The organism is Sulfurimonas autotrophica DSM 16294, from assembly GCF_000147355.1.
Taxonomy (GTDB): domain Bacteria; phylum Campylobacterota; class Campylobacteria; order Campylobacterales; family Sulfurimonadaceae; genus Sulfurimonas; species Sulfurimonas autotrophica.
Window position 1 is genome coordinate 1,496,703 of the sequence record NC_014506.1, and the last position, 21,217, is coordinate 1,517,919.

16 protein-coding genes are annotated in these 21,217 nt (G+C 35.8%); 7 read left to right on the forward strand and 9 right to left on the reverse strand.

Annotated features, from left to right (window positions below; translation table 11 throughout):
- Positions 1 to 51 precede the first annotated feature (51 nt).
- The 7 genes from SAUT_RS07655 to SAUT_RS07685 form a co-directional block, all read right to left on the reverse strand.
- Positions 52 to 2,247, reverse strand: a complete 2,196-nt coding sequence (locus SAUT_RS07655) for an STT3 domain-containing protein (protein WP_013327313.1) — start codon at positions 2,245 to 2,247, stop codon at positions 52 to 54.
- Between the two features lie 106 nt (positions 2,248 to 2,353).
- The gene (locus tag SAUT_RS07660; protein WP_013327314.1) at positions 2,354 to 3,172 is read right to left on the reverse strand and encodes a glycosyltransferase family 2 protein; all 819 of its coding nucleotides are present in this window, start codon (positions 3,170 to 3,172) and stop codon (positions 2,354 to 2,356) included.
- A 113-nt stretch (positions 3,173 to 3,285) separates the two neighbouring features.
- Entirely contained in the window at positions 3,286 to 3,792 is a 507-nt protein-coding gene (locus SAUT_RS07665) for a transposase (protein ID WP_013327315.1), read from the reverse strand.
- A gap of 112 nt (positions 3,793 to 3,904) precedes the next feature.
- On the reverse strand, positions 3,905 to 4,948 hold the full coding sequence (gene mqnE / locus SAUT_RS07670; RefSeq protein ID WP_013327316.1) for an aminofutalosine synthase MqnE: 1,044 nt from the start codon (positions 4,946 to 4,948) through the stop codon (positions 3,905 to 3,907).
- 8 nt (positions 4,949 to 4,956) lie between these two features.
- Entirely contained in the window at positions 4,957 to 6,522 is a 1,566-nt protein-coding gene (gene lsrK, locus SAUT_RS07675) for an autoinducer-2 kinase (RefSeq protein ID WP_013327317.1), read from the reverse strand.
- An 86-nt stretch (positions 6,523 to 6,608) separates the two neighbouring features.
- On the reverse strand, positions 6,609 to 7,784 hold the full coding sequence (locus tag SAUT_RS07680; RefSeq protein ID WP_013327318.1) for a class II aldolase/adducin family protein: 1,176 nt from the start codon (positions 7,782 to 7,784) through the stop codon (positions 6,609 to 6,611).
- A complete protein-coding gene (locus SAUT_RS07685; RefSeq protein WP_013327319.1) occupies positions 7,777 to 8,076 on the reverse strand; it encodes a putative quinol monooxygenase in 300 nt (99 codons plus the stop codon). The genes SAUT_RS07680 and SAUT_RS07685 overlap by 8 nt, the downstream gene beginning before the upstream one ends.
- Before the next feature lie 202 nt (positions 8,077 to 8,278).
- Between SAUT_RS07685 and SAUT_RS07690 the strand changes: the two genes are divergently transcribed.
- The 3 genes from SAUT_RS07690 to SAUT_RS07700 all read left to right on the forward strand — a co-directional run bounded on the left by SAUT_RS07690 (position 8,279) and on the right by SAUT_RS07700 (position 14,550).
- The gene (locus SAUT_RS07690) at positions 8,279 to 10,792 is read left to right on the forward strand and encodes a [protein-PII] uridylyltransferase family protein (RefSeq protein ID WP_013327320.1); all 2,514 of its coding nucleotides are present in this window, start codon (positions 8,279 to 8,281) and stop codon (positions 10,790 to 10,792) included.
- Positions 10,793 to 10,801: 9 nt separating this feature from the next.
- Positions 10,802 to 12,616 carry a glutamine--fructose-6-phosphate transaminase (isomerizing) gene (glmS, locus tag SAUT_RS07695; RefSeq protein WP_013327321.1) on the forward strand — a complete coding sequence of 605 codons (1,815 nt, stop codon included), beginning with the start codon at positions 10,802 to 10,804 and terminating at the stop codon, positions 12,614 to 12,616.
- Positions 12,617 to 12,702: 86 nt separating this feature from the next.
- Entirely contained in the window at positions 12,703 to 14,550 is a 1,848-nt protein-coding gene (locus SAUT_RS07700; protein ID WP_013327322.1) for a GGDEF domain-containing protein, read from the forward strand.
- A gap of 60 nt (positions 14,551 to 14,610) precedes the next feature.
- Here SAUT_RS07700 and SAUT_RS07705 read toward each other — a convergent pair whose 3' ends face one another.
- Both SAUT_RS07705 and thiC read right to left on the reverse strand, forming a co-directional pair.
- Entirely contained in the window at positions 14,611 to 15,768 is a 1,158-nt protein-coding gene (locus SAUT_RS07705; RefSeq protein WP_013327323.1) for an Mrp/NBP35 family ATP-binding protein, read from the reverse strand.
- Positions 15,769 to 15,864: 96 nt separating this feature from the next.
- The gene (thiC, locus tag SAUT_RS07710) at positions 15,865 to 17,271 is read right to left on the reverse strand and encodes a phosphomethylpyrimidine synthase ThiC (protein ID WP_013327324.1); all 1,407 of its coding nucleotides are present in this window, start codon (positions 17,269 to 17,271) and stop codon (positions 15,865 to 15,867) included.
- A 196-nt stretch (positions 17,272 to 17,467) separates the two neighbouring features.
- Here thiC and SAUT_RS07715 point away from each other — a divergent pair, with 196 nt between their 5' ends.
- The 4 genes from SAUT_RS07715 to SAUT_RS07730 are packed head-to-tail and all read left to right on the forward strand — an operon-like array spanning position 17,468 to position 21,165.
- On the forward strand, positions 17,468 to 18,592 hold the full coding sequence (locus SAUT_RS07715) for a bifunctional 2-C-methyl-D-erythritol 4-phosphate cytidylyltransferase/2-C-methyl-D-erythritol 2,4-cyclodiphosphate synthase (RefSeq protein ID WP_013327325.1): 1,125 nt from the start codon (positions 17,468 to 17,470) through the stop codon (positions 18,590 to 18,592).
- Position 18,593: 1 nt separating this feature from the next.
- Entirely contained in the window at positions 18,594 to 19,481 is an 888-nt protein-coding gene (locus tag SAUT_RS07720) for a response regulator (protein ID WP_013327326.1), read from the forward strand.
- Positions 19,459 to 20,649: a hypothetical protein gene (locus SAUT_RS07725; RefSeq protein ID WP_013327327.1), complete on the forward strand. Its 1,191-nt coding sequence runs from the start codon at positions 19,459 to 19,461 to the stop codon at positions 20,647 to 20,649. The genes SAUT_RS07720 and SAUT_RS07725 overlap by 23 nt, the downstream gene beginning before the upstream one ends.
- Before the next feature lie 9 nt (positions 20,650 to 20,658).
- Complete coding sequence (locus SAUT_RS07730; RefSeq protein WP_013327328.1) at positions 20,659 to 21,165, forward strand: phosphatidylglycerophosphatase A family protein; 507 nt, start codon at positions 20,659 to 20,661, stop codon at positions 21,163 to 21,165.
- Positions 21,166 to 21,217 lie beyond the last annotated feature (52 nt).

Here is a 21,217-nt window from a genome sequence, read left to right on the forward strand (position 1 = left end):
GGCTTTTTGTCCAGGTTAAAACCTGGGTTCCGAAAAGACTTTTTAGATATGTTATATTTTTAATTTATATACTTTTACACTTGGTGTTAACATGACAGGTTCAAAAAGTTTTTTATCATAATTTTGCAAAACCATAAGCTGAATATAAAGTGAATTATAAGTTTTTTCATCTACTAACAAAAAAGTATTATAATTACTCATAAATATTACACTTATATTTGATGAAAGGTTTACAGGCTGTACCTTTTTATGCAGTTGCATACTTTTATCATAATAAGTTTTAACAAACCTTCTTATGAGCACAGTTTTATTTCCAAAAGTAAGCTGCAAAGTTTTTTTGTCTAAAAATATATTTTGTGCAAGCTGTATTGTATTTCCTAAGTCTTTAAAATTTCTGCTTGCAAAGAAAAAAGGCTGCTTGCCTTTTACTCCATTCATAAGGTCTATATTTGAAAAAAGTGTCACTGTCGGGTAGATATTTATCATTCTATATGGCAAATAAAAGTAAATATCTCTTGTCTTTTTAGGTAGTTTTACATCTAATGAAAGCTTACTTAAAAAATCATTTGCGTTTGTAAAACCGTAATCCTTTGTCATATATTCTATATTGGAAAAAACTGTCAAATTTTTATCTTCTATCTCTTTTTTATACTCTTTTTGAAATTTGAATTTCTTTTCTGTGTATTCAACATCTAATCTTGCCATATTTGCAGCCTCTTTTTGCGTGTGCGTCAACATATAACTCACAGGAAAATTAACTGCTCCATTATGTTTTCCACCGTCTGCCAAAGTCTTTACATCAGCATAATACCGGATAGGATAACCGTAATCCCACCAAGAAATCACATAATCATCTCTCTTTGCTTTTTTGCCTAAAGCATCTAAAACTTTTACCTCATTAGCATTAAAAACTGTTGGCACTTTATACATTTCTATATGTTTATAATTTGGATATAAAACACCTAATGTCAAAACAGTCATAAGTAAAAATTTGATACGATTTTCTTGAGCATCTTTAACAGCTATTTGCTTTATAAATTTTTCAGAAATTTCTGTTATTAAAAAGGCAATTCCAAATGCCAAAACAGGAACAGCATAAATAGTAAATCGAAGTCCGCCGACATATGCCAAAAATCCAAGACCTACAAGAGGCAGTGACAGTATCATAATCCTTTGTTTATAAAGAAGGTAAATATAACCAAGTAAAGAGATGAAAAATGTTATAGTATTTCCGCTTATACGATTTGCAAATGTTTCAAAAGGGATGTGCCCGGCTTCGCGAACTGTCTGCATTACTGTGAAAAAATGCAACCCAAGTCCTTTGCCTGTACTACTTACACTATTTCTAAATACATAACCTTTAAGTTGTGCCCAAATAGGATCAAACCCTCCTGTGGCAAAAAATCCAATTATGGAAAGCCCTAAAATATAGTAAATATATTTGTCATATTTTTCTTGTTTAAAGGCATAAAAGGCAGCCAAAACGAAGCCCAGGCGGATAAATCCATCTGTATTCATCATAGCAAACATCATAATGGCAAGCAGTTTATAGTTATATGAGTTTTTTCTATCAAATATTAAAGTATATGCTAAAATCAGACCAAAGAAAGAAAATTCCAAAGAGTAGCTTTGCGGATACCACCATCTATACACCAAAATATCTAAAGCTGTAAAAAGCAGATAAATGTCTTTGTTTGTTTGTACAGCCCAAACGATAGACCAAAGCAGGAACATCGGTAGAACAATATTGAGCATATCGGTATCGTAATACCCTGCCATTGTACGATTATAATAACTCCAAGCCACAGAAGCTACAAGTGCTGCGATAAGGCCCATTTCGAGATTTTTAAGTGCTTTGGCTATAAGGATAATAGGGATGACAACAAGTGAGCTTAGAAAAACCGGCATATAAAATATAATACTCTCAAATGAAAACGGTAAAATTTTGACAAAGAATGCTGTTAGTTGTGACGCTGCCGATGTTACAGGTGAGAGATCGTTAAACTGATGAAACTTGTCAAAATACTCTTGTGCATTTGGATTTGTACTCGTTCCTGAGAGTAAATCCCGCGCACCTTCAGCCCAAATATAACCGTCATTTGTGTTGATCATAAACTGCCCGTTAAAGTGAAAAGGTGCATAGCCTCCAAACTGGTAGACCCAAATCAAGCGCATAGCAACTGAAAAAGCAAATGCAATGAGTATATAAAAAAGTGTTTTCTTATTTTCTGTTGTAAGTGTTAACAAAATAATCCTTATCTAGTTTTTTGCCCAGGTTGAAACCTGGGTTCCGAAGAATTGGCAATTTTTTACCAAATTTTGATGCATTATCCAGCTCTTCGGAAGCAAGGTTTCAACCTTGCCCCTTTAGTCTTAAAAATTTTAATTTACTGCTATAAATTTCAATGTCTGCCATTTTATCATATTTTATGGCACCTTTTAATAATAGCGTATATTTTTCTGCCAAAGTTTCTAACACTAAATCCTCATACTCTGTATCTAAGAGTTTTTCTAATGATTTTATCCGAAATCTATCCATTCCCCAATGCTTAAAACTAAGTTGATCTTCATGCCCGGCATACTTTATTATAAGTTTTTCATTTATTAAGCCTATTTTTTCACTACAGGCAATTCTAAGCCATAAATCATAATCTTCACATACTTCCAAAGACTCATCAAATAAGCCGTATTTATCCAACAACTTTTTATGCAGAAGCACGGAAGATGGAGCAATATTGCAATATGATATATTTTCTACAAAAGCATCTTTGCCTATCTTTTGAAATTTTTTTGGCACTTTTATCTCTTTCTCATTTCTTACCCACTTTTCATCTGTATAACTCATGAAAATATTTGGATTTTCTTTATGAAATGTCGCTTGTTCTTGAAGTTTTTGCAAATGCCATTCATCATCAGAATCCAAAAATGCTACCCACTCATTTTTTGCTTTTATAATGCCTGCATTTCTTGCAGATGAAACACCTTGATTTTTTTGGTAAAAATATTTTATATTTGGAAAATCTTGTATTATTTGATGTGTTTCATCGTTTGAACCATCGTCGATTATAATGACTTCATCGGCTGTAAAAGTCTGAGAGCAGACAGATGCCACGGCTCTTTTTAAAAGTTTATAGCGATTATGTGTAGGAATAATAACTGAAATTTTTATGATTTTTTCCTTTTTGGATTCTTCGGAACCTAGGTTTTAACCTAGGCTGAATTGCTTTGAAGCCTAAAAGGCAAGGTTAAAACCTTGCTTCCGAAGAGCATACATCTAAAGTCATATCACTCATATTTACTAAAAACTCTCTCATCCGTCAAACCTGCTTTGAGTGCATTATTTTTTATATAATTATACACACTGACAAAATGTTCTTCATCTCTTATTGCTTTGTCAAAATACCCATTTGCCCAAAATTTTCCATCTCTTTTTAAATATTTATTTAATTCTACAGCACTTTTACCTTTTATATATTTCATAATTTTGTCTAAATTTGTATTTTGTTTCAATAAAATATGTATATGATTTGGCATTATTGCCATGATTTCTACATCATATAAATTTTCATCTTCTTCTAAAATCGTATCAACCATAATATCTATAGCGTCTTCAAAAAAATAAGCACCATTTTGACTCTTATCTAAATATTGGTCTATTTTGTATTGTTTGATTTTTTCTGTGTCTGTGGAGTTTTGTATACGTTTGACGTATTCCTCGACGCTGTCATGGGTTCTAAATGTTACAAACTGGTAATGTTCTTGCAGGTCTAAGTGGTGTAGTTTTGTGTGCAATATTTCCCCTACTAAAGTATTTTAAAGCCCTGTCTGCCCAGGTTGAAACCTTGCTTCCGAAGAGCCAAAAACGCATAGCCAAGACAAAAGTTTGAGTTCCGAAACAGTTATTTTACCACACTTTAATTTCGTTATAAACGCTGTCTCGCTCTACGGGTGTAAAGCCGCTATTTTTTATAAGTGCCGTAAAATCTTCCAAATTTACACCGTTGGCACTTTTTGCGCCTGCGGCTGAGTTTATGGACTCTTTTTCTATGGTTCCGTCCAAATCATTTGCACCGAACTCTTGTGCTACCAGTGCTAAGTTTACCGTTGATGTCACCCAATATGCTTTTAAATTCGGTACGTTATCAAGTACCAGTCTTGCAATTGCCATTGTTTTTAATATCTCATTGGCAGTGATGGGTTTTTCAATTTTCAAGTAATTATTTTCCGTCTGATAGACAAGCGGGATAAAGGCATTAAATCCACCCGTAATATCTTGAAGTTCACGTATACGCATCATATGATCTATTCGGTTTTCACGACTCTCTATATGTCCAAAAAGCATGGTAACATTAGATTTTTTACCGCGTTCATGCCATTTTCTGTGAATTTCAAACCACTGGTCTGATGTTACTTTGCCTTTACAGATATAATCACGCACTTTTTCATCAAAAATTTCAGCACCGCCGCCAGGCATAGAATCGACACCGTTTTCTACCATCAAATCCAGTACCTCATCATAAGAAAGCCCATGATGACGGGATAAAAAGTCAACTTCTGCAGCGGTTAGTGCTTTTACATGTAGATGCGGATACGCCGTTTTAATCTTTTTAAATATACCCAAATACCAGTCCAGTGTGACATTCGGATTATGTGCGGAGACGATATGCACCTCTTTTGCACCGTGAGCATCTACTTCGGCAACAATTTTCATAATATCTTCATGTGTCATTGTATATTGATTCGGATTTTTTCGGGTTGCTGAATAAGCGCAAAATTTACACACATCTGCACAAACATTTGTCGGGTTAATATGACGATTTATATTAAAGTAAGTTTTTTTGCCGTGAAGTTCTTGACGTTTTTTATCGGCAAATTCACCGAGTTCAAAAAAGTCCATATCGTACAGTTTTAGTGCGTCATCAAAATTTATTCTATTATTTATATTCATTTTATACCTTATAATCCGGGGGCTTTCCACATTGAAGTCGTGATATTATCATCAACTAGCTTTAATTGTACTTCATATGCCTGCTGCCATTTGATTTTTAATTTGTCATAAATTTTTTTATTTTCCAAATTCGGTTCATAAGTTTTTTCCCAAACTACCAGCTCTTTTGCTGCACTTGCCAAATCTTTATAAATACCACAGCCTACGCCCGCAGCCATGGCAGCACCCAAGGCTGTTGCCTCCGTAATGCGAGGAATTTTTACTCTGTAACCTGTCACATCTGCTACTATCTGTGCCCAAAGTTGACCTTTGCTCGCACCGCCTGCAAAAACGATTTCATCAAACGCTACATTGCTGAACTCTTTTATCTTTTCTAAGTTTATACTTGAGACTATTGCTGCATTCTCTTGTAAACTTCTAAACATTGAAGCACGATTATATTTCTCATCATCCAACCCGAGATTTAAAAAGCTAGGTGCTGCGTGGTACCATTTTTTATACTTCATAGAGTCTGAAAATATAGGAAGTATCCCATAAGAGCCAGCCGGAATTTTTTGCGCTTTTTGCTCTAAAATTTCATACACATCACAGCCTTTTTCCTCTGCTTCTCTCATTTCCAACTCACAAAAAGCATCTCGAAACCAACGCATAACCAGTCCTGAGAAAAATGTAATGCCCTCAGCTTGTGAGAGCCCTCTAACTACATGTGGATTCACTCGCACGCTCATATCTTTTGGCGGTGCGACATCACTTTTGATGTTAACGACCTGCTGCCAGAAAGAACCACCTAATATTGCCACTTGTCCAGCTTCTACAACACCCAAACCTGCTGCACCGAGCTGAACGTCTCCACCACCCATAATAACTTTTGTAGATGTTGAAAGCCCTGTCTCATCAGAAGCCTTTTTTGTAACAAAGCCCATAACAGAGCCTACTTCTAAAACTTTAGGAAAAATAGTCTCTTTAATACCGACTTTTGCAGCCATCTGCGGCATCCAATTTCTCTCTTTTAAACTAAAAATACCTGTTGTCCCGCCATTGCTCGGATCACTCGCTATCACACCGCTCAAACGTGCCAAAATCCAATCGCCTATCATCGAAATACGGGCTACTTTATTATAAATTTCAGGGCGATTATTTTTAAGCCACAAAAGCCGAGGCAATGCACCCAAAGCAAAGGTTTGCCCTGAAGCTGTATAAAATTCTTCTTCAAGGTCTGCAAAATTTTCTTTTAAATAACGCACTTCTTGTGAAGCTCGTGCATCCACATTGGCAACAGCCCATAGCTCTTTACCTGCCTCATCATACAAAACAATGCCCTCACGCATACTTGTTGCACTCACGCCTAAAATATCATCAGGATTTATAGCGGCTTTTTGTATCGCTTCTTGTATACATGTAACGATTAAAAACCAGTTATGCTTACAATCAAAAGTCATGGAATTTGGCACATTTTCTTCTTCTAAATGTGTCCATTCTCTTTGTCCGACTGCTATTTGGTTGGCTTTTGTGTCAAAAATTACGGCACGGATACTACCTGTGCCTGCATCTATTGCCATGAGGTATTTTTGCATGTTTTCTTCTTTTGTTTTTTTAGAAATATTTTAAATTTAAAAGTAACTCAGCCCAGGTTAAAACCTGGGTTCCGAAGAGCATTTCATTACTTTTTCAGTTTTGCCTGTTCCAGTTCCCAGTATTCCATTTGAAAACTCTCTTCTTCGCTGATGCTTTGGTATCCGCCGAGTTTATCGGCACGTAAGACTGCAAGCATTGTGTGATTTACTATATCATTTATGATTGCTGCCTCTTCTCTAGTTTTGCCAAAAGAGATGACTGCAAGATTTTTTATAATCATATAATTTGGTGCAGGATTTAACATCACCTCATCTTTTGCATACTTGTTAAAATACGCTCTATACTCTTTTATGTATCTTTCAATACTGCCTTCTAAATCAGTATCTTCCATTATTAAAGGCACTCTTTTTGTTCGTATAATATGCTCAGGCGTTAAAACTCCGCGAGAAGCAAACTCTTTGAGATTCTCTTGTGAAGCATAAAAAGAGGCTAAAGGAGACTGGTTGATGTTGATAGAAACATCATAGCCTTTTGCTCGTGATAAAACCTTAGTGATTTTGCCGATATCACAATCGCTATGAACATAATTGTGCTCTAAATGGACAAGTGCATGCTCATCCAAAAAGTCTTCTGCTTTTATGACCGCTTCAATCATTTTGTCATAAGATTTTTTCGCATCATTATCGAAGGTAAAAATACCATGATGATGTAAAATGATGCCGTCAATACTCTCCCAGTCCAAATCTTTTGTCATCTCATATATTTTATGCGCCAGCTCAAAGCCCGGCATTACATAATCAACGATTAAAAAATTTGGAAAGAGATTTACGATATGCTCGTCTCCATTGACTGAATTTGAAATAGTAACTATTGCATCCGCATGTGTGTGGTCTACAAACTTATAAGGAATAAGGGCATGCAGTATCGCCTCTACTGAAGGATTTGGCGCAGACTTATCTATCATCGCTTCTCGTTGCAGGCGCACCATTTCACTGTCGCTGAGTTCTGGCAGTTTCGCCATTTCCAGGAGTGCATCAAGTTTTACAGGAGCAAAACCTTCTGCTTTTATGCTTGCCAAGTCCCAGCCACTGCCCTTTACATGTAACACATCTTCGCCGTCTATTTTATTTTTAAGCGAGGTATTTCCTCCGCCGTGCAGAACCAGTTCATCATTCTGTCCTAAAAGATTTGAGCTGTAGACTCGTAAGTCCAAATCATTTTTGCAGGCGTTTGCTTTTTTTTCATTCCATAAATTATCCATAATTTACCCCCAAAACTTCTAATTCATCTGTATATTTATCTTCGCAATACGGTTCATATGAAGATTTATATACTTTGTAATGTGCTGAGGCTTTATGCCCGTCTAAAGCGGCCTCGTTTTCCCAGGTCTCTACTGCCATAAATCTTTTTCTATCATTTTCATATTGAAAAATCTCATAAAACAGGCACCCTTTTTCTGCTTTACTTGGCTTAACCATGGCAGATAAGAGTTCTTTCATTTTATCTTCACAGCCCTCTTTTGCTATAAATGTTACGCTTTTTGTAATTGTCATTTTTTATTTTCCCTTTTTATTTTTTAACTATCCCCAAGCAAGGTTGAAACCTTGCCTTTTAAGCTTTCTAGACGCACAGCCCAGGTTACAGAAAAAAATTTAGTTTTTTTCTAAGTCAGGCTTTAGCCTTTGAAAACCTGGATTCCGAAAGGCATTTTAAATTTTAAAGATAAATTATATCAAAAATTCAATATAATATCATATGAATTTACTTTTAGAAATAGAAAATGTTATAGAAAAAAAAGGTTCTGACTTTGAACTCTCAAAACTCTTCAAACAATACATAAAAGAGTACAAAGAATCTTTGCCTGAGTTGTTTACAAAAAATCAGGGTAAAGATTTTTTGGTACGTCATACAAAAAAACTTGACTCCATTATAGAATTGATGTACAAAACTGTCCTGCGCCGTGCTTTTGGAAACTATCTGCCTATGCGAAGTTCCATTCCTATTGCCATTGTTGCCCTTGGCAGTTACGGACGGGAGCAGCTTTGTGTGCACAGTGATATTGACTTGCTTATAGTTTATAAAGATGTCGAGGGTTACAATTGTGAACTTATCATCGAAAAACTTTTTTATCTTGCACTTGATGCCGGTATGAAACTCGGTCACAGAGTACATGAAATAGATGACCTTTTTAAAGCCAGCACAGAAGATGTCACCATAAAAACTTCTTTAATGGAATCAAGACTCATTACAGGTTCCCCATTTACCTGGCATGCAACACAAAGAGAGCTAAATAAAATTCGTCTGCATGAGCAAAAAAAGTTTCTTCTTGCTAAAATCAAAGAAGCGCAGGAGCGCAGAAAAAAATATCCGACTTCTATGCAGCCAAATATAAAAAAGAGTGTCGGCGGGCTTCGAGATGCACAGCTTATTTACTGGGTGGCAAAAACAATCTACGGTATCAACAGCACAAAAGAACTCAGTGGCGCAGTCTTTAGCGATGAAGAATACAAAGAATTTCGTATAGCGCTTGAGCTGCTTTACAGAGTCCGCAGTGCCTTACATCTTATCACGAACAGACAAGAAGACAGGCTCCTTTTAGAATATATTCCTCAGGTCAGCAAACTTTTAGGCTTTAAAGAGCAAAAAAAACTTGCAAGTAAAGTTTTGGAAGCCCAATGGCGCATCAATAATTTTGCACAAATTTTTGTCAAAAAAATGGTACGTCCTTTCATATATGATGCTAAACATATAGCTGCTTTTCGAAGAAACAGACTCCAAAAAGGTTTTTATGAGTACAATTCAAGACTTTATGCTTCTTTTAAACTCCAGCCACAGGAAATCTCTGACTTACTACAGTTACTTATAAAACTAAAAGACAAAGATTACCGCTTTGATGCCGGTTTTTTACATCAATTTACTATTACCAAAATTTCACACCCTCTTGAAGACACAACCTATGCACTCTTAAAAAAGCTTTTCAAAAAAGCACATATTGCTTCATTTTTAAAGCTTTTTTATGATGCGGGAATACTGCCGGAACTTTTTGAAAACTTTAAAAAAGTAATGCATCTGCCGCAATTTGACGGGTATCATCATTATCCTGTAGACATTCACTCCATAAAATGTGTCCAGGCACTCGAAAATATCAAAGAACCTTTTTTACAAGCTCTGTATAACGAAATGGACGAAGAGGAGAAGCTGATACTTAAAATTGTAGTATTTTTTCATGACAGCGGCAAAGGCAGAAAGCAAGACCACAGTGAAGTTGGTGCAAAACTTGTCGTTCAATTTGCAAAATATATAAATCTCAATGAAGAGCTGACAAAAAGAGCTGTTGTCCTCGTAAAACAACATATACTCATGAGTAATGTCGCTTTTAAAGAAAATATACACAATGAAAAGACACTGTACAAATTCATGTCAAAAGTAGGTGATGCCAAAAATCTTAAACTGCTGTATATTCTCACCTATGCAGACATCAGCGGTGTAGGTGGAGATATTTACAACTCTTTTAATTCTAAGCTGTTGTATGATTTGTATCTCAGTGCACTCGAAATTGCCCAAAATACGGGAAGAATTACCGATGCAAAAAAAAGGCTCCTCATTGAAGCCAAGGTTAAAAATCTTGATGAGTTTAAAGAGCTGCCAAGTTTATTGCAAAAAAAAATTTTAACCATAGAGTCAAATCTTTTTTTCTTTAAACATTCACCTCAAGATATTATTAACATTGCAAAAATAGCCAAAGAAACAAAAGAATACAGCTTTAGAGTAAAAAATGTCAACTCTCTAAGTATAGAAATATATCGAAGAATCCCATTAAATATCAGTTACCTGCTTGCTACATTAGCCCACCTTAATGTTGCTTCTATGGAAATTTTTACACTTTTTGACAGTATCAAATATTTTAAAATCGAATTTATACAGAATGTAGACTCTAATGTACTTGTTGAAGTCCAAGATATTATAGACAATGCTTTTGATATGGACAAAGAAGTAAAACTCAAAAATGTCAACATAAAAAGAGAAGAAATTTCAATAGATTGTGAACACTCTCTCACCCACGCCGAGCTTGCCATTCATACTGCAAACCAAATAGGTCTTTTAGCTTATGTAATGCACAAATTTGAAGAATTAAATATAAATATCATTACAGCAAAAATTCACTCAAGCAAACATAAAGTAAGAGACAGCTTTTTAATGGAAAAACAAAACGATATATGTAATAATGTCGAAAAAATTTATGAATTATTGTCAGATAATACAAAATAAAGGCTCTGTATGTGTGGAATTGTTGGATATATAGGTAAAAAAAATACAAAAGAAATTTTATTAGACGGCCTTAAAGAACTGGAATACAGAGGCTACGATTCTGCCGGAATTGCCATACTCAGTGATGGCGAATTTTCCAGTTTTAAATCTGTGGGGAAACTTGTTAACCTTGAAGAAAAGACCAAAGATTTTGTTACAGATAAATTTGCCGTAGGTATCGGTCATACACGCTGGGCAACACATGGTAAGCCTACTGAACTCAATGCTCACCCACATGTAGGGCACAACTCTTATGTTGTGCACAACGGCATTATAGAAAACTATGCAGAGTTAAAAAAAGCTTTACTTGATGAAGGTGTAGTCTTTTTAAGCCAGACAGATACAGAAGTCATCGTACATCAATTTGAAAAAAACCTACAGTATGCAGACAACGCTTTTGAAGCCTTTAAAAAAACAATTTCCGAGCTAAAAGGTGCATATGCCATACTTCTTGTAACAAAAAACGAAGATGAGAAAATCTTTTTTGCCAAAAACGGTTCACCTATGCTTGTAGGCATCAATGAAGAGAATGAAAAATATTTTGCTTCATCAGACACACCGCTTATTGGACAATGCAGTGAAGTCAATTACTTTGAAGATGGTGATTATGGCTATGTAACTAAAGAAGCAATCGTTATATATGATAAAGAGGGACATACAAAAAAGCCGCACTTCACAAAACTCTCTACAAATAAACTCTCAGCACAAAAAGACGGCTACAGATTTTTTATGGAAAAAGAGATATACGAGCAAAGCGCAGTTATTGCTGATACGCTGCTTGGACGTTTGAGTGAAAATGAAGTACTCTTTGATGAACTTGAAGATGGCTTTTTTGACGGCATTAATGAAATAAAACTTTGTGCCTGCGGTACTTCTTATCATTCAGCCCTTGCCGCTTCTTATATGTTTGAGCGTTACTCGCAAGTAAAAACTTCTGTTGAAGTTGCTTCAGAATTTCGTTATCGCTCTCCTATTATGAGTAAAGATACGCTCTTTATTGTTATTTCACAAAGTGGAGAGACTGCCGACACCTTAGAAACACTAAAAATGGCTAAAAAAGCAGGGCTTAAAACGCTTGTTATATGTAATGTAGACAACTCATCCATGGTTCGCATCGCCGACACTTCTATACTTACACGTGCGGGCATAGAAAAAGGAGTGGCTTCAACAAAAGCTTTTGCTACACAGGTTACCGTTTTTTGGATGCTCTCTTTACATGTAGCCCGGATAAGAAAATCACTCGATGAGAGTGAGATAGAAAAACAGATAAAATTCTTGCGTAATATTCCAGCCAGTGTAAGTGTCAGTGATGTAATGCATGAGAGGATTAAAAGACTCTCAAAGCGTTATCTGCACGGACATGGTTTTTTCTTTATCGGCAGAGATGTTTTCTTTCCACTGGCACTGGAAGGTGCACTCAAACTCAAAGAAATTTCTTATCTGCATGCAGAAGGTTACCCAAGTGGAGAGATGAAACACGGTCCAATTGCTTTGGCTGACCCGGAACTTTTTACCATCGCACTGCTTCCCCAGCATATGCTATATGAAAAGTCAAAAAGCAATGTCGAAGAGCTCAGTGCAAGAGACTCGACGATTTGTGCCATCAGTCCTTTGGAATTTGACAAAGCAGATGACTTTATACAAACAAAAGAGCATGAACATTATATGCTTGAATTTTTTGAGATGATGGTCGTTGTACAACTATTATCATTAGAAATTTCTATACGTCTTGGAAATGATGTTGATATGCCGAGAAACCTTGCAAAAAGTGTAACCGTAGAGTAAATGTGATAAAAAAATAACTCTTTCACTTTAAATTAATTTAATTCTTGCTAAAATCTAAAGTTAAATTTCTAATATAAGTGAATATTATGCAAACTAAATCGAAACTCTTACTCTTTGTTGCGCTAATGCTTCTAGGTCTTGGCATTGCCACAATTATAAACATCTCTTTAAACTTTAGAGAGTACAGTATAAAAAGTGCCACACAAAAAGCCACAATGGCCGCAGCAATCGTTAAAGACGGATTAACGGCGCATATGGTGAACGGTATCATGGATAAAAGGGGTTATTTTCTCAACCAAATCAGCTCCAATAATGACAAAATTAAAAACTTATGGATTGTACGTTCAGACAAAGTTATAGAGCAATACGGCGATGGTTTTAACAGTGAGACGGTACGGGATGATATAGATAAAGAAGTTTTAAAAACAGGCAAGACGGTTCAAAAAATCACCGAATCTACTGAAAACTCAATGCTGAGAATTACAATTCCGTATAAAGCAACTGTTAACAACGGTCCCAACTGTTTATCATGTCATAATGTAAATCGCGGCGATACGCTCGGTGCAGTCAGTATGGAATTTGATATAACAAATATGCGCAACGCCGGAATGTTTACTATACTGAAAATTCTTGCACTCAATCTTGTATTTATCATCGTTGTTTTATTTCTTATAAACTACTATATTACACCGTACATGAAACTTTTCTCCAATATGCAAAAAGGTATAAGAAAAGCCTATAAAGGAGACTTTTCACATGAGTTTACAACAAGCGTCAAAGGTGATGCAAAAAATATTATAGACCAGCTCAATACTCTGTTTAGAAAAATGCAAGAAACATTCGGCGACATAAAATACAATCTTGCAACTTTTATTCCTCAAGGCTGTGTCTCTTCAACTGACCCGCTTCAAGAAGCAAAAACAATTATCGGCGAGCTCTCAGATATATACAAATTTAAAAAGACAATTGAACATGATCCTACAAAAGAGGTAGTATATCAAAGAGTTGTAGATGTACTGTGTAATAAATATGAACTCTCACATTTTGCATTTTATGAAATAGATACACTTAAAGCAACAAGAAAACTGATTTATATTTCACATGGAAAAAGTGTTTGTAAAGATGAAGTAGATGCAGATGCTTCACTTTGTAGAGCACATAGAACAAATACAACGGTAATTTCCAGTGAATTTGTTAATTTATGCCGAGAGTGCAATTGTGAAGGACTGGAATATATATGTATCCCTTTTACTATTAATGATGAAAATTCTCTAGTTCTTTCTATTACTGCCAAAGACAGAAATGAGTTGAATAAAATCAATGCCTTTGTCAAAAGTATAGAAAATTACCTTGAAGCTGCCAAACCGGTAATAGAGAGTAAAATCCTAATGTCTAAACTGCGAGACACTTCACTCAGAGATGCAATGACAGGACTTTATAACAGAAGATTTTTAGAAGAGTTTATAGATACTTTTGCAAGTCAAGCAAAACGTGAGAATACAACATACAGTGTAATGATGCTTGATGTTGATTTCTTTAAAAAAGTTAATGACACCTATGGTCATGATATAGGAGATAAAGTCATTGCTAAAATAGGCGAAGTACTTCATAACAGTATCAGAGAGTCTGATTTGGCTATTCGTTATGGTGGAGAAGAGTTCGTTGTATTATTACACAATGCTACAGATGAGGGAACACAAAAGATAGCTTCAAAAATACACTCTGAATTTGCAAAACTGACATTTGATGTGGGCAACGGCAAAACTATACAAAAAACTATGAGTATTGGTATAGCAAAATTCCCTAGAGACGGTGACAGTATTTGGAAATGTATTAAGTATGCAGACACTGCATTATATGTGGCAAAAACTACAGGTAGAAATAAAATTGTTGAATATACGCCAGAAATGTTAGAGGATGAACATTTAAGATAGGTTCAAATCTTCAGGCAAAACCTGAAGATTTAAGAAAGCTTAGAAAGTTCATTGAACTTTCTAACTGCAGCCGCACCCGCCGCCACTTTGCTCTTTTGATGCAGAAGCTCCACCGGTTGAACATGCGCTTACACCAGGAGGTGTTGTCGGTTGAACAGACTGATTATCTACTCCGCCGTTTGCATTTATCTCTTCAATAGTATTCCAGATAGACTCAGCAGCCTTCATATATCTTTTTGCGCTCTCTGAAGACGGATCTACGAAAGTAATAGGTTTTCCTTCATCTCCGCCTGTGCGAATACTTGGCTCGATTGGAATCTCAGCAATTATTTGAGTATCAAATTCTTTTGCCATTGGTGTAGATGTTCCTTTACCAAATATATCATACTCAACACCAGTATCTGGAGCGATAAAACCGCTCATATTTTCAATAATTCCGGCAATTGGAATATTTAATTTTTTAAACATATCTAATGAACGACGAGAATCATCCAATGATACACCCTGTGGTGTTGTTACAGTAAGACCTGCAGTTACAGGAACACTTTGTGCAAGTGTTAACTGTGCATCACCTGTTCCCGGTGGCATATCAATAACTAAAACATCTAATTCTGACCATAAAATATCACGTAAGAACTGCTCAATCGCTTTCATAATCATAGCACCACGCCAGATTAATGATTGACCATCTTCCATCAGTGAACCCATAGACATCATCTCAATACCATATGCTTTTATTGGAAGTACTTTATTTCCGTTTACTTCCGGTTTCACATCAGAAACACCCATCATACGAGGAACATTCGGTCCATAAATATCAGCGTCTAAAAGACCTACTTTTTTCCCTTGTGCAGCTAAAGCTATAGCAATATTTACAGATGTTGTAGATTTTCCAACCCCACCCTTACCAGAACTTACCATTAAAAAGTTTTTTACTTGCGGAGCAATATTTTTACCATGAGATGAACTCTCTCTCGGCATTTGCGGTGCTTTTACATTTACAGTAACATTTGCTGCTCCTGCTGATTTTAAAGCTTCTGTTGCTTCATCTTTAATTTGTTGTGCAACTTCTGGTGCTGATGATGTAATTTCAACAGTGAAACTAGTATCATTACCATTAACAACTATATCTTTTACAAAACCAAAAGTTACGATATCTTTGGTAAAACCGGGATACATAACTTTAGACAGTGCTGATTTTACGATTTCTTCAGTCATATTATTCTTTCCTTTAATTTAATTTATTCATTTGAAACTATAGTATATCTAAATAAGACAAATATTGTCTTGTTTAAAATCAATTTATTTTTAAGCTTATACTAAAGCTTCAGCCTCAGCTTTAGCTTCCGCCTCTTCTTTGTCTTTATTGTCCTGAATGATTCGCTCAATTCCTTCAGGATTGTCCATAATCTCTTGTGTTATTTTGTAAGAACAAAATTTCGGTCCGCACATAGAACAAAATTCTGCTTCTTTAAATACATCTTGAGGCAGTGTCTCATCATGGTACTCACGAGCACGTTCAGAATCAAGCGCCAACTCAAACTGTTTTTCCCAGTCAAATGCATAACGGGCATCGCTCATTGCATCATCAACATCTCTTGCACCTTTACGTCCACGGGCAATATCGGCAGCATGTGCTGCGATTTTATAAGCAATGATACCTTCACGTACATCATCAGCGTTTGGAAGACCTAAGTGTTCTTTTGGTGTTACGTAACAAAGCATACTTGCCCCGTGCCATCCACCAACAGCCGCACCGATAGCAGAAGAAATATGGTCATATCCTGCAGCAATATCTGTTACAAGCGGCCCTAAAATATAGAAAGGTGCTTCATGGCATAACTCTCTTTGAATCTTCATATTGCGCTCTATCTGATTCAAAGGCACATGTCCAGGACCTTCAATCATAACCTGCACATCTTTTTCCCAGGCTCTAAGTGTAAGCTCACCAAGAACTTTTAGCTCGCCAAGCTGTGCATCATCACTAGCATCTGCCAGACAACCGGGACGAAGGGAATCTCCAAGAGACAAAGAAACATCATACTTTGCACAAATTTCTAAAATATCATCAAATGCACTGTAAAAAGGATTTTCTCTATGGTAGTGCATCATCCATGCAGCCATCAGCGAACCACCGCGAGAAACGATACCCATTTTACGCTTTGCAACTTTAGGCATCGTCTCTAACAAGAAACCGGCGTGAATTGTAAAGTAAGAAACACCCTGCTGTGCCTGACGCTCTAAAACTTCAAGCATTACTTCGATACTTAAATCTTCTATTTTATTCCCGACATCATGTAAAATCTGATAAATAGGCACCGTTCCGATAGGAATCTTTGAAGAAGCAATAACCGCTTTTCTAATTTCATCCAAATCTCCACCGGTTGAGAGATCCATTGCCGTATCTGCTTTATAATGTTGAGATACCTGCATCTTTTGGACTTCACCCTGCACATCAGAAGCTATTGCAGAAGAGCCAATATTTGCATTTATTTTACATTTACTTGCAATTCCTATGGCCATTGGCTCTAATGATGTATGATTTACATTCGCCGGTATAATTAATCTACCGCGAGCTATCTCACTACGAACCAGTTCAGGAGATAAATCTTCTATTTTTGCGACATATTCCATCTCTTGCGTGATGATGCCTTTTTTTGCGTAGTGCATCTGTGTTCTTACAGAATCACCCTCACGCTCTTTTACCCATGAAGATCTCATAAGCTTCTCCTCAATATTATATTTTTATATATAGTGGAAATATAATCAAATAAAGTTAATCTAACATAAAGGAAAGTAATTGATAGGATTATTTATGTAAGGTTTGAAAGTAATAGTGACTAATTTACACAATCAAGATAAAAAAAAGCTTTTTGAGTGTATAATTTCGTAACACTTTGAAATTGTAGGAGACTATTTGTCTGATTTAACACTTATATTATTGTCAGCCGGTAGTTCTAGTCGTTTTGATACCACTGTTAAGAAACAGTGGCTGCGTATACAACACAAACCTTTGTGGCAATTTGTAGCAGACAAGTTTGAAAAGAGTGGACTTTTTTGCAAAATCATTCTTGTCGCATCCCAAGATGATATTGCATTTATGAAAAATTATGCAGACTATGACTTTGTTCAAGGCGGCAATAGCAGACAGGCATCTCTGAAAAATGCTTTATTACATGTAAAGAGCGAATATGTTCTAGTAAGTGATATAGCCAGAGCCTGCATATCTGAAGAATTGTTACAAAGAATACTCGCTAAAAAGGGAAATGCTGATTGTATTGTTCCTTATTTACATGTAACAGATACTATTGTTTACGAAAACACTACAATAGACAGACAAAAAGTGAAAAGAATCCAAACTCCTCAACTCTCCCGCACTAAAATACTCAAAAATGCCCTGCAAACATCTACAGAATTTACGGATGAAAGTAGTGCTATTGTAAGCTATGGTGCCACCCGTGCATTTGTAGAAGGGGATGAGAATGCTTATAAAATAACCTTTATTCAAGATTTAAACAAACTGCCGTGTTTGAGTGGACCATCAAGTGATATTTTAAGCGGAAACGGTTTTGATGTTCATGCTTTTGATGATAAAGGTGATATGTATCTTGGCGGAGTTAAAATAGATACAGAGTACGGATTTAAAGCCCACAGTGACGGCGATGTAGCTCTTCATTCATTAATAGATGCACTTTTAGGGGCTGCAGGGATGGGTGACATTGGTATGCTTTTTCCTGATAATGATGTAGCCTATAAAGGCATAGATTCAAAAGAACTGCTCCAAAGAGTCGTAGCGAAAATCTATAATTACGGTTTTGAAATTATAAATGTAGATATTACAATAGCTGCACAAAAGCCAAGAATTGGTGCTTATAAAAATAAAATGAGACAGACGATTGCTGAGATATTACAAATTGACAAAGCCAGAGTAAATGTAAAAGCAACAACAACAGAAAAACTTGGTTTTATAGGTCGAGAAGAAGGTGTTGGTGTGATTGCAAATGCAAATTTAAAATATTTTAACTGGAAGATGATAGGATAAGATGAAGATATTAATTATAGAAAACGAAGTTTATTTAGCCCAGAGTATCGCAACAAAATTAGGCGAGCTAGGTCATACATGTGAAATGTGTACATCAACAAGAGATGCGATAGGAAGCAATAATTATGATGTTGTCCTTCTCTCAACAAATATTAATGGACAAGATTTCAATCCTGTTATTGAAACATTTAAAAACTCTATTGTTATTTTAATGGTTTCATATATAAGCAATGACACAGTCTCCAAACCGCTAAGTGCCGGAGCCAAAGACTATATACTTAAACCATTTATGATTGAAGAACTGGTACGAAAAATCGACCACTATCAAGATTATGAAAAACTCAAAAAGCGCAATGAAGCTTATGAAAAATATCTTGCACATTCATTTTTAAATACAAAGCATGAACAAGATTTGGACAACATAGAACTGCCTCTTTTTGTCTCATCAAATTTTCAAAAATATGCAGATGCATTTGCATTTGAATATGCTCAAAAGAAAAATCTGCCTATACATTTTCTTTCTTTAAGCGATCCCAAAACACTAAATGAAATAGGCTCTCTCCCACAGAACTCAATCATATATATAATTGACTACCAAGTAGTCAAAAAAAGTGATAAAAAACGCTTCTGTGATCTTATCGAAGGTAAAAAAGCAATTATTGCCAGTAGTGATAAAATTGAAGAAGTGGCCCACCCTGTCATAGAAATAAAAAGTGAAAGTAATGTTTTTGACAAGGGTGAAATTCTGCCTATTGAAGACTATGTAAAATTTATTGTTTTAAATTATCAAGATAAATACCCGGATACTGAACTTTCAAAAAAACTTGGTATCAGCCGTAAAAGTTTATGGGAAAAGAGAAAAAAGTATGACATCATCAAGAAAAAATAAAACACTTTTTATAGATAAAGAAGCGGCCTCTGCACTCGAACTTGTTTCTGAATCTCTTTTAGCTCCTGTTACAAAACTCATGAATGAAAAAGAATTTCAAGAGGTTTTAAAAACAGGACTCATAGACGGACAATCCTTTCCTTTTCCTTTCGTATTGGCACCTTCTGGAAAGAAGAACGAAGAGACCATCCAAGCATTGGAGCCAAATGAAGAGATCAGCATCATTTGCGACGGAGAAGAATTTGCGACACTCACAGTCGAAGATACTTTTAAAATTCATCCCAAAGAACGTGTCAAGCACATTTACGGTACAGACGATTTAACGCATCCGGGAGTTATGGCAACCATTAAAAGAATCGGTAATTGGGCTCTTAGCGGAAACTATACAATATTGCACAAGACAAAAGATAAAAACAAAATCAAAATTCAACAGGCAAAAGAGCTTATCGGTACAAAACACACCAGCTCTTTAGTAATGGGTGCAAATCCGCTGCATCGCGCACATGAAAGACTCATTCGTCAAACACTTGAAAATACCGACTTGCTTGTTATATTTTTACTCAAACCTTATGACAGTGCAAACTTGAAATATGAAATAAGAAAAGAAGCCCTGGAATACTTTATAAATAATTTTCTGCCAAAAAATCGTGTGATAATTGTTCCACTTGAGAATAGTTATATTTTTGCCGGATACAATGAAATCATCATCGATGCTATTGTTGCAAAAAATTACGGTTGTGACAGGCTTACTATCGGTCGTAATCATGCAGGTCTTGGTATGTTTTATGATTGTAACTCAAATAAGTCGATTATAGACAGAGTAACCGGCATAGATATTGAAATAACAGTTGCAAGTGAATATGTATACTGTGACGAGTGCAAAACGCTTGTAAGTAAAAACACCTGTCCGCATGGGCAACATCATCAAATCTCTTATCATGCCGATTCAATTTTAGAACTTTTAGAGGCCGGGCTGTTACCGCCTGCCGTTTTAATCAGAAAAGAAATTTCATCATTTTTGCTCTCAAAACTTTTTCCAAACAGATTTAAAAATTTGGAAAAGCTCTACTATGACACATTTCCTGTAAAAGGCTTGCTCGAAGAGCATAATGAAAAAGATTTTTATCTTGAGCTTATGAAGCTTTATCAAACAACATCATTAACCTAAGGACATACAATGAACTGGTTTTTTCTAACATTAGGGTATAGCGGACTTTCACCAAAAGCTCCTGGAACAATGGGAACATTAGTCTCACTGCCGCTGGGCATGGCAATACTTATATATTTTGATGCGACAACTCTTTTTTTGGCTGCACTGCTTATTTCTATTATTGCCATTAAGGTTATAAACAAATATGAAGAAGAGTCAGGGAACCATGATGACCAAAGAATAGTCATAGATGAACTTGCCGGTATGTGGTTCGCGCTCAGTGTTGCGCCTGCTGCAGGTGTTGCAATTGGTGAGATAATGAATCTGCAAAACGGATTTTTAATTCAGTCGCTGCTTTCTTTCGTCCTTTTTAGATATTTCGATATTACAAAACCTTCAATTATCGGCAGAATAGACCGCGAAGCAAAAGGCGGTGTCGGCGTTATGGGTGATGATATTGTTGCAGGTTTTGCAGCCGGAATATCTTCAGCTGCACTTTGGCAGGGATGGTTCTATCTTTCTAAAATGCTATAAAATGCATATATAACTCTTAAAAAGTTTACTTTTTATAGCTTTAGGGGGTTGA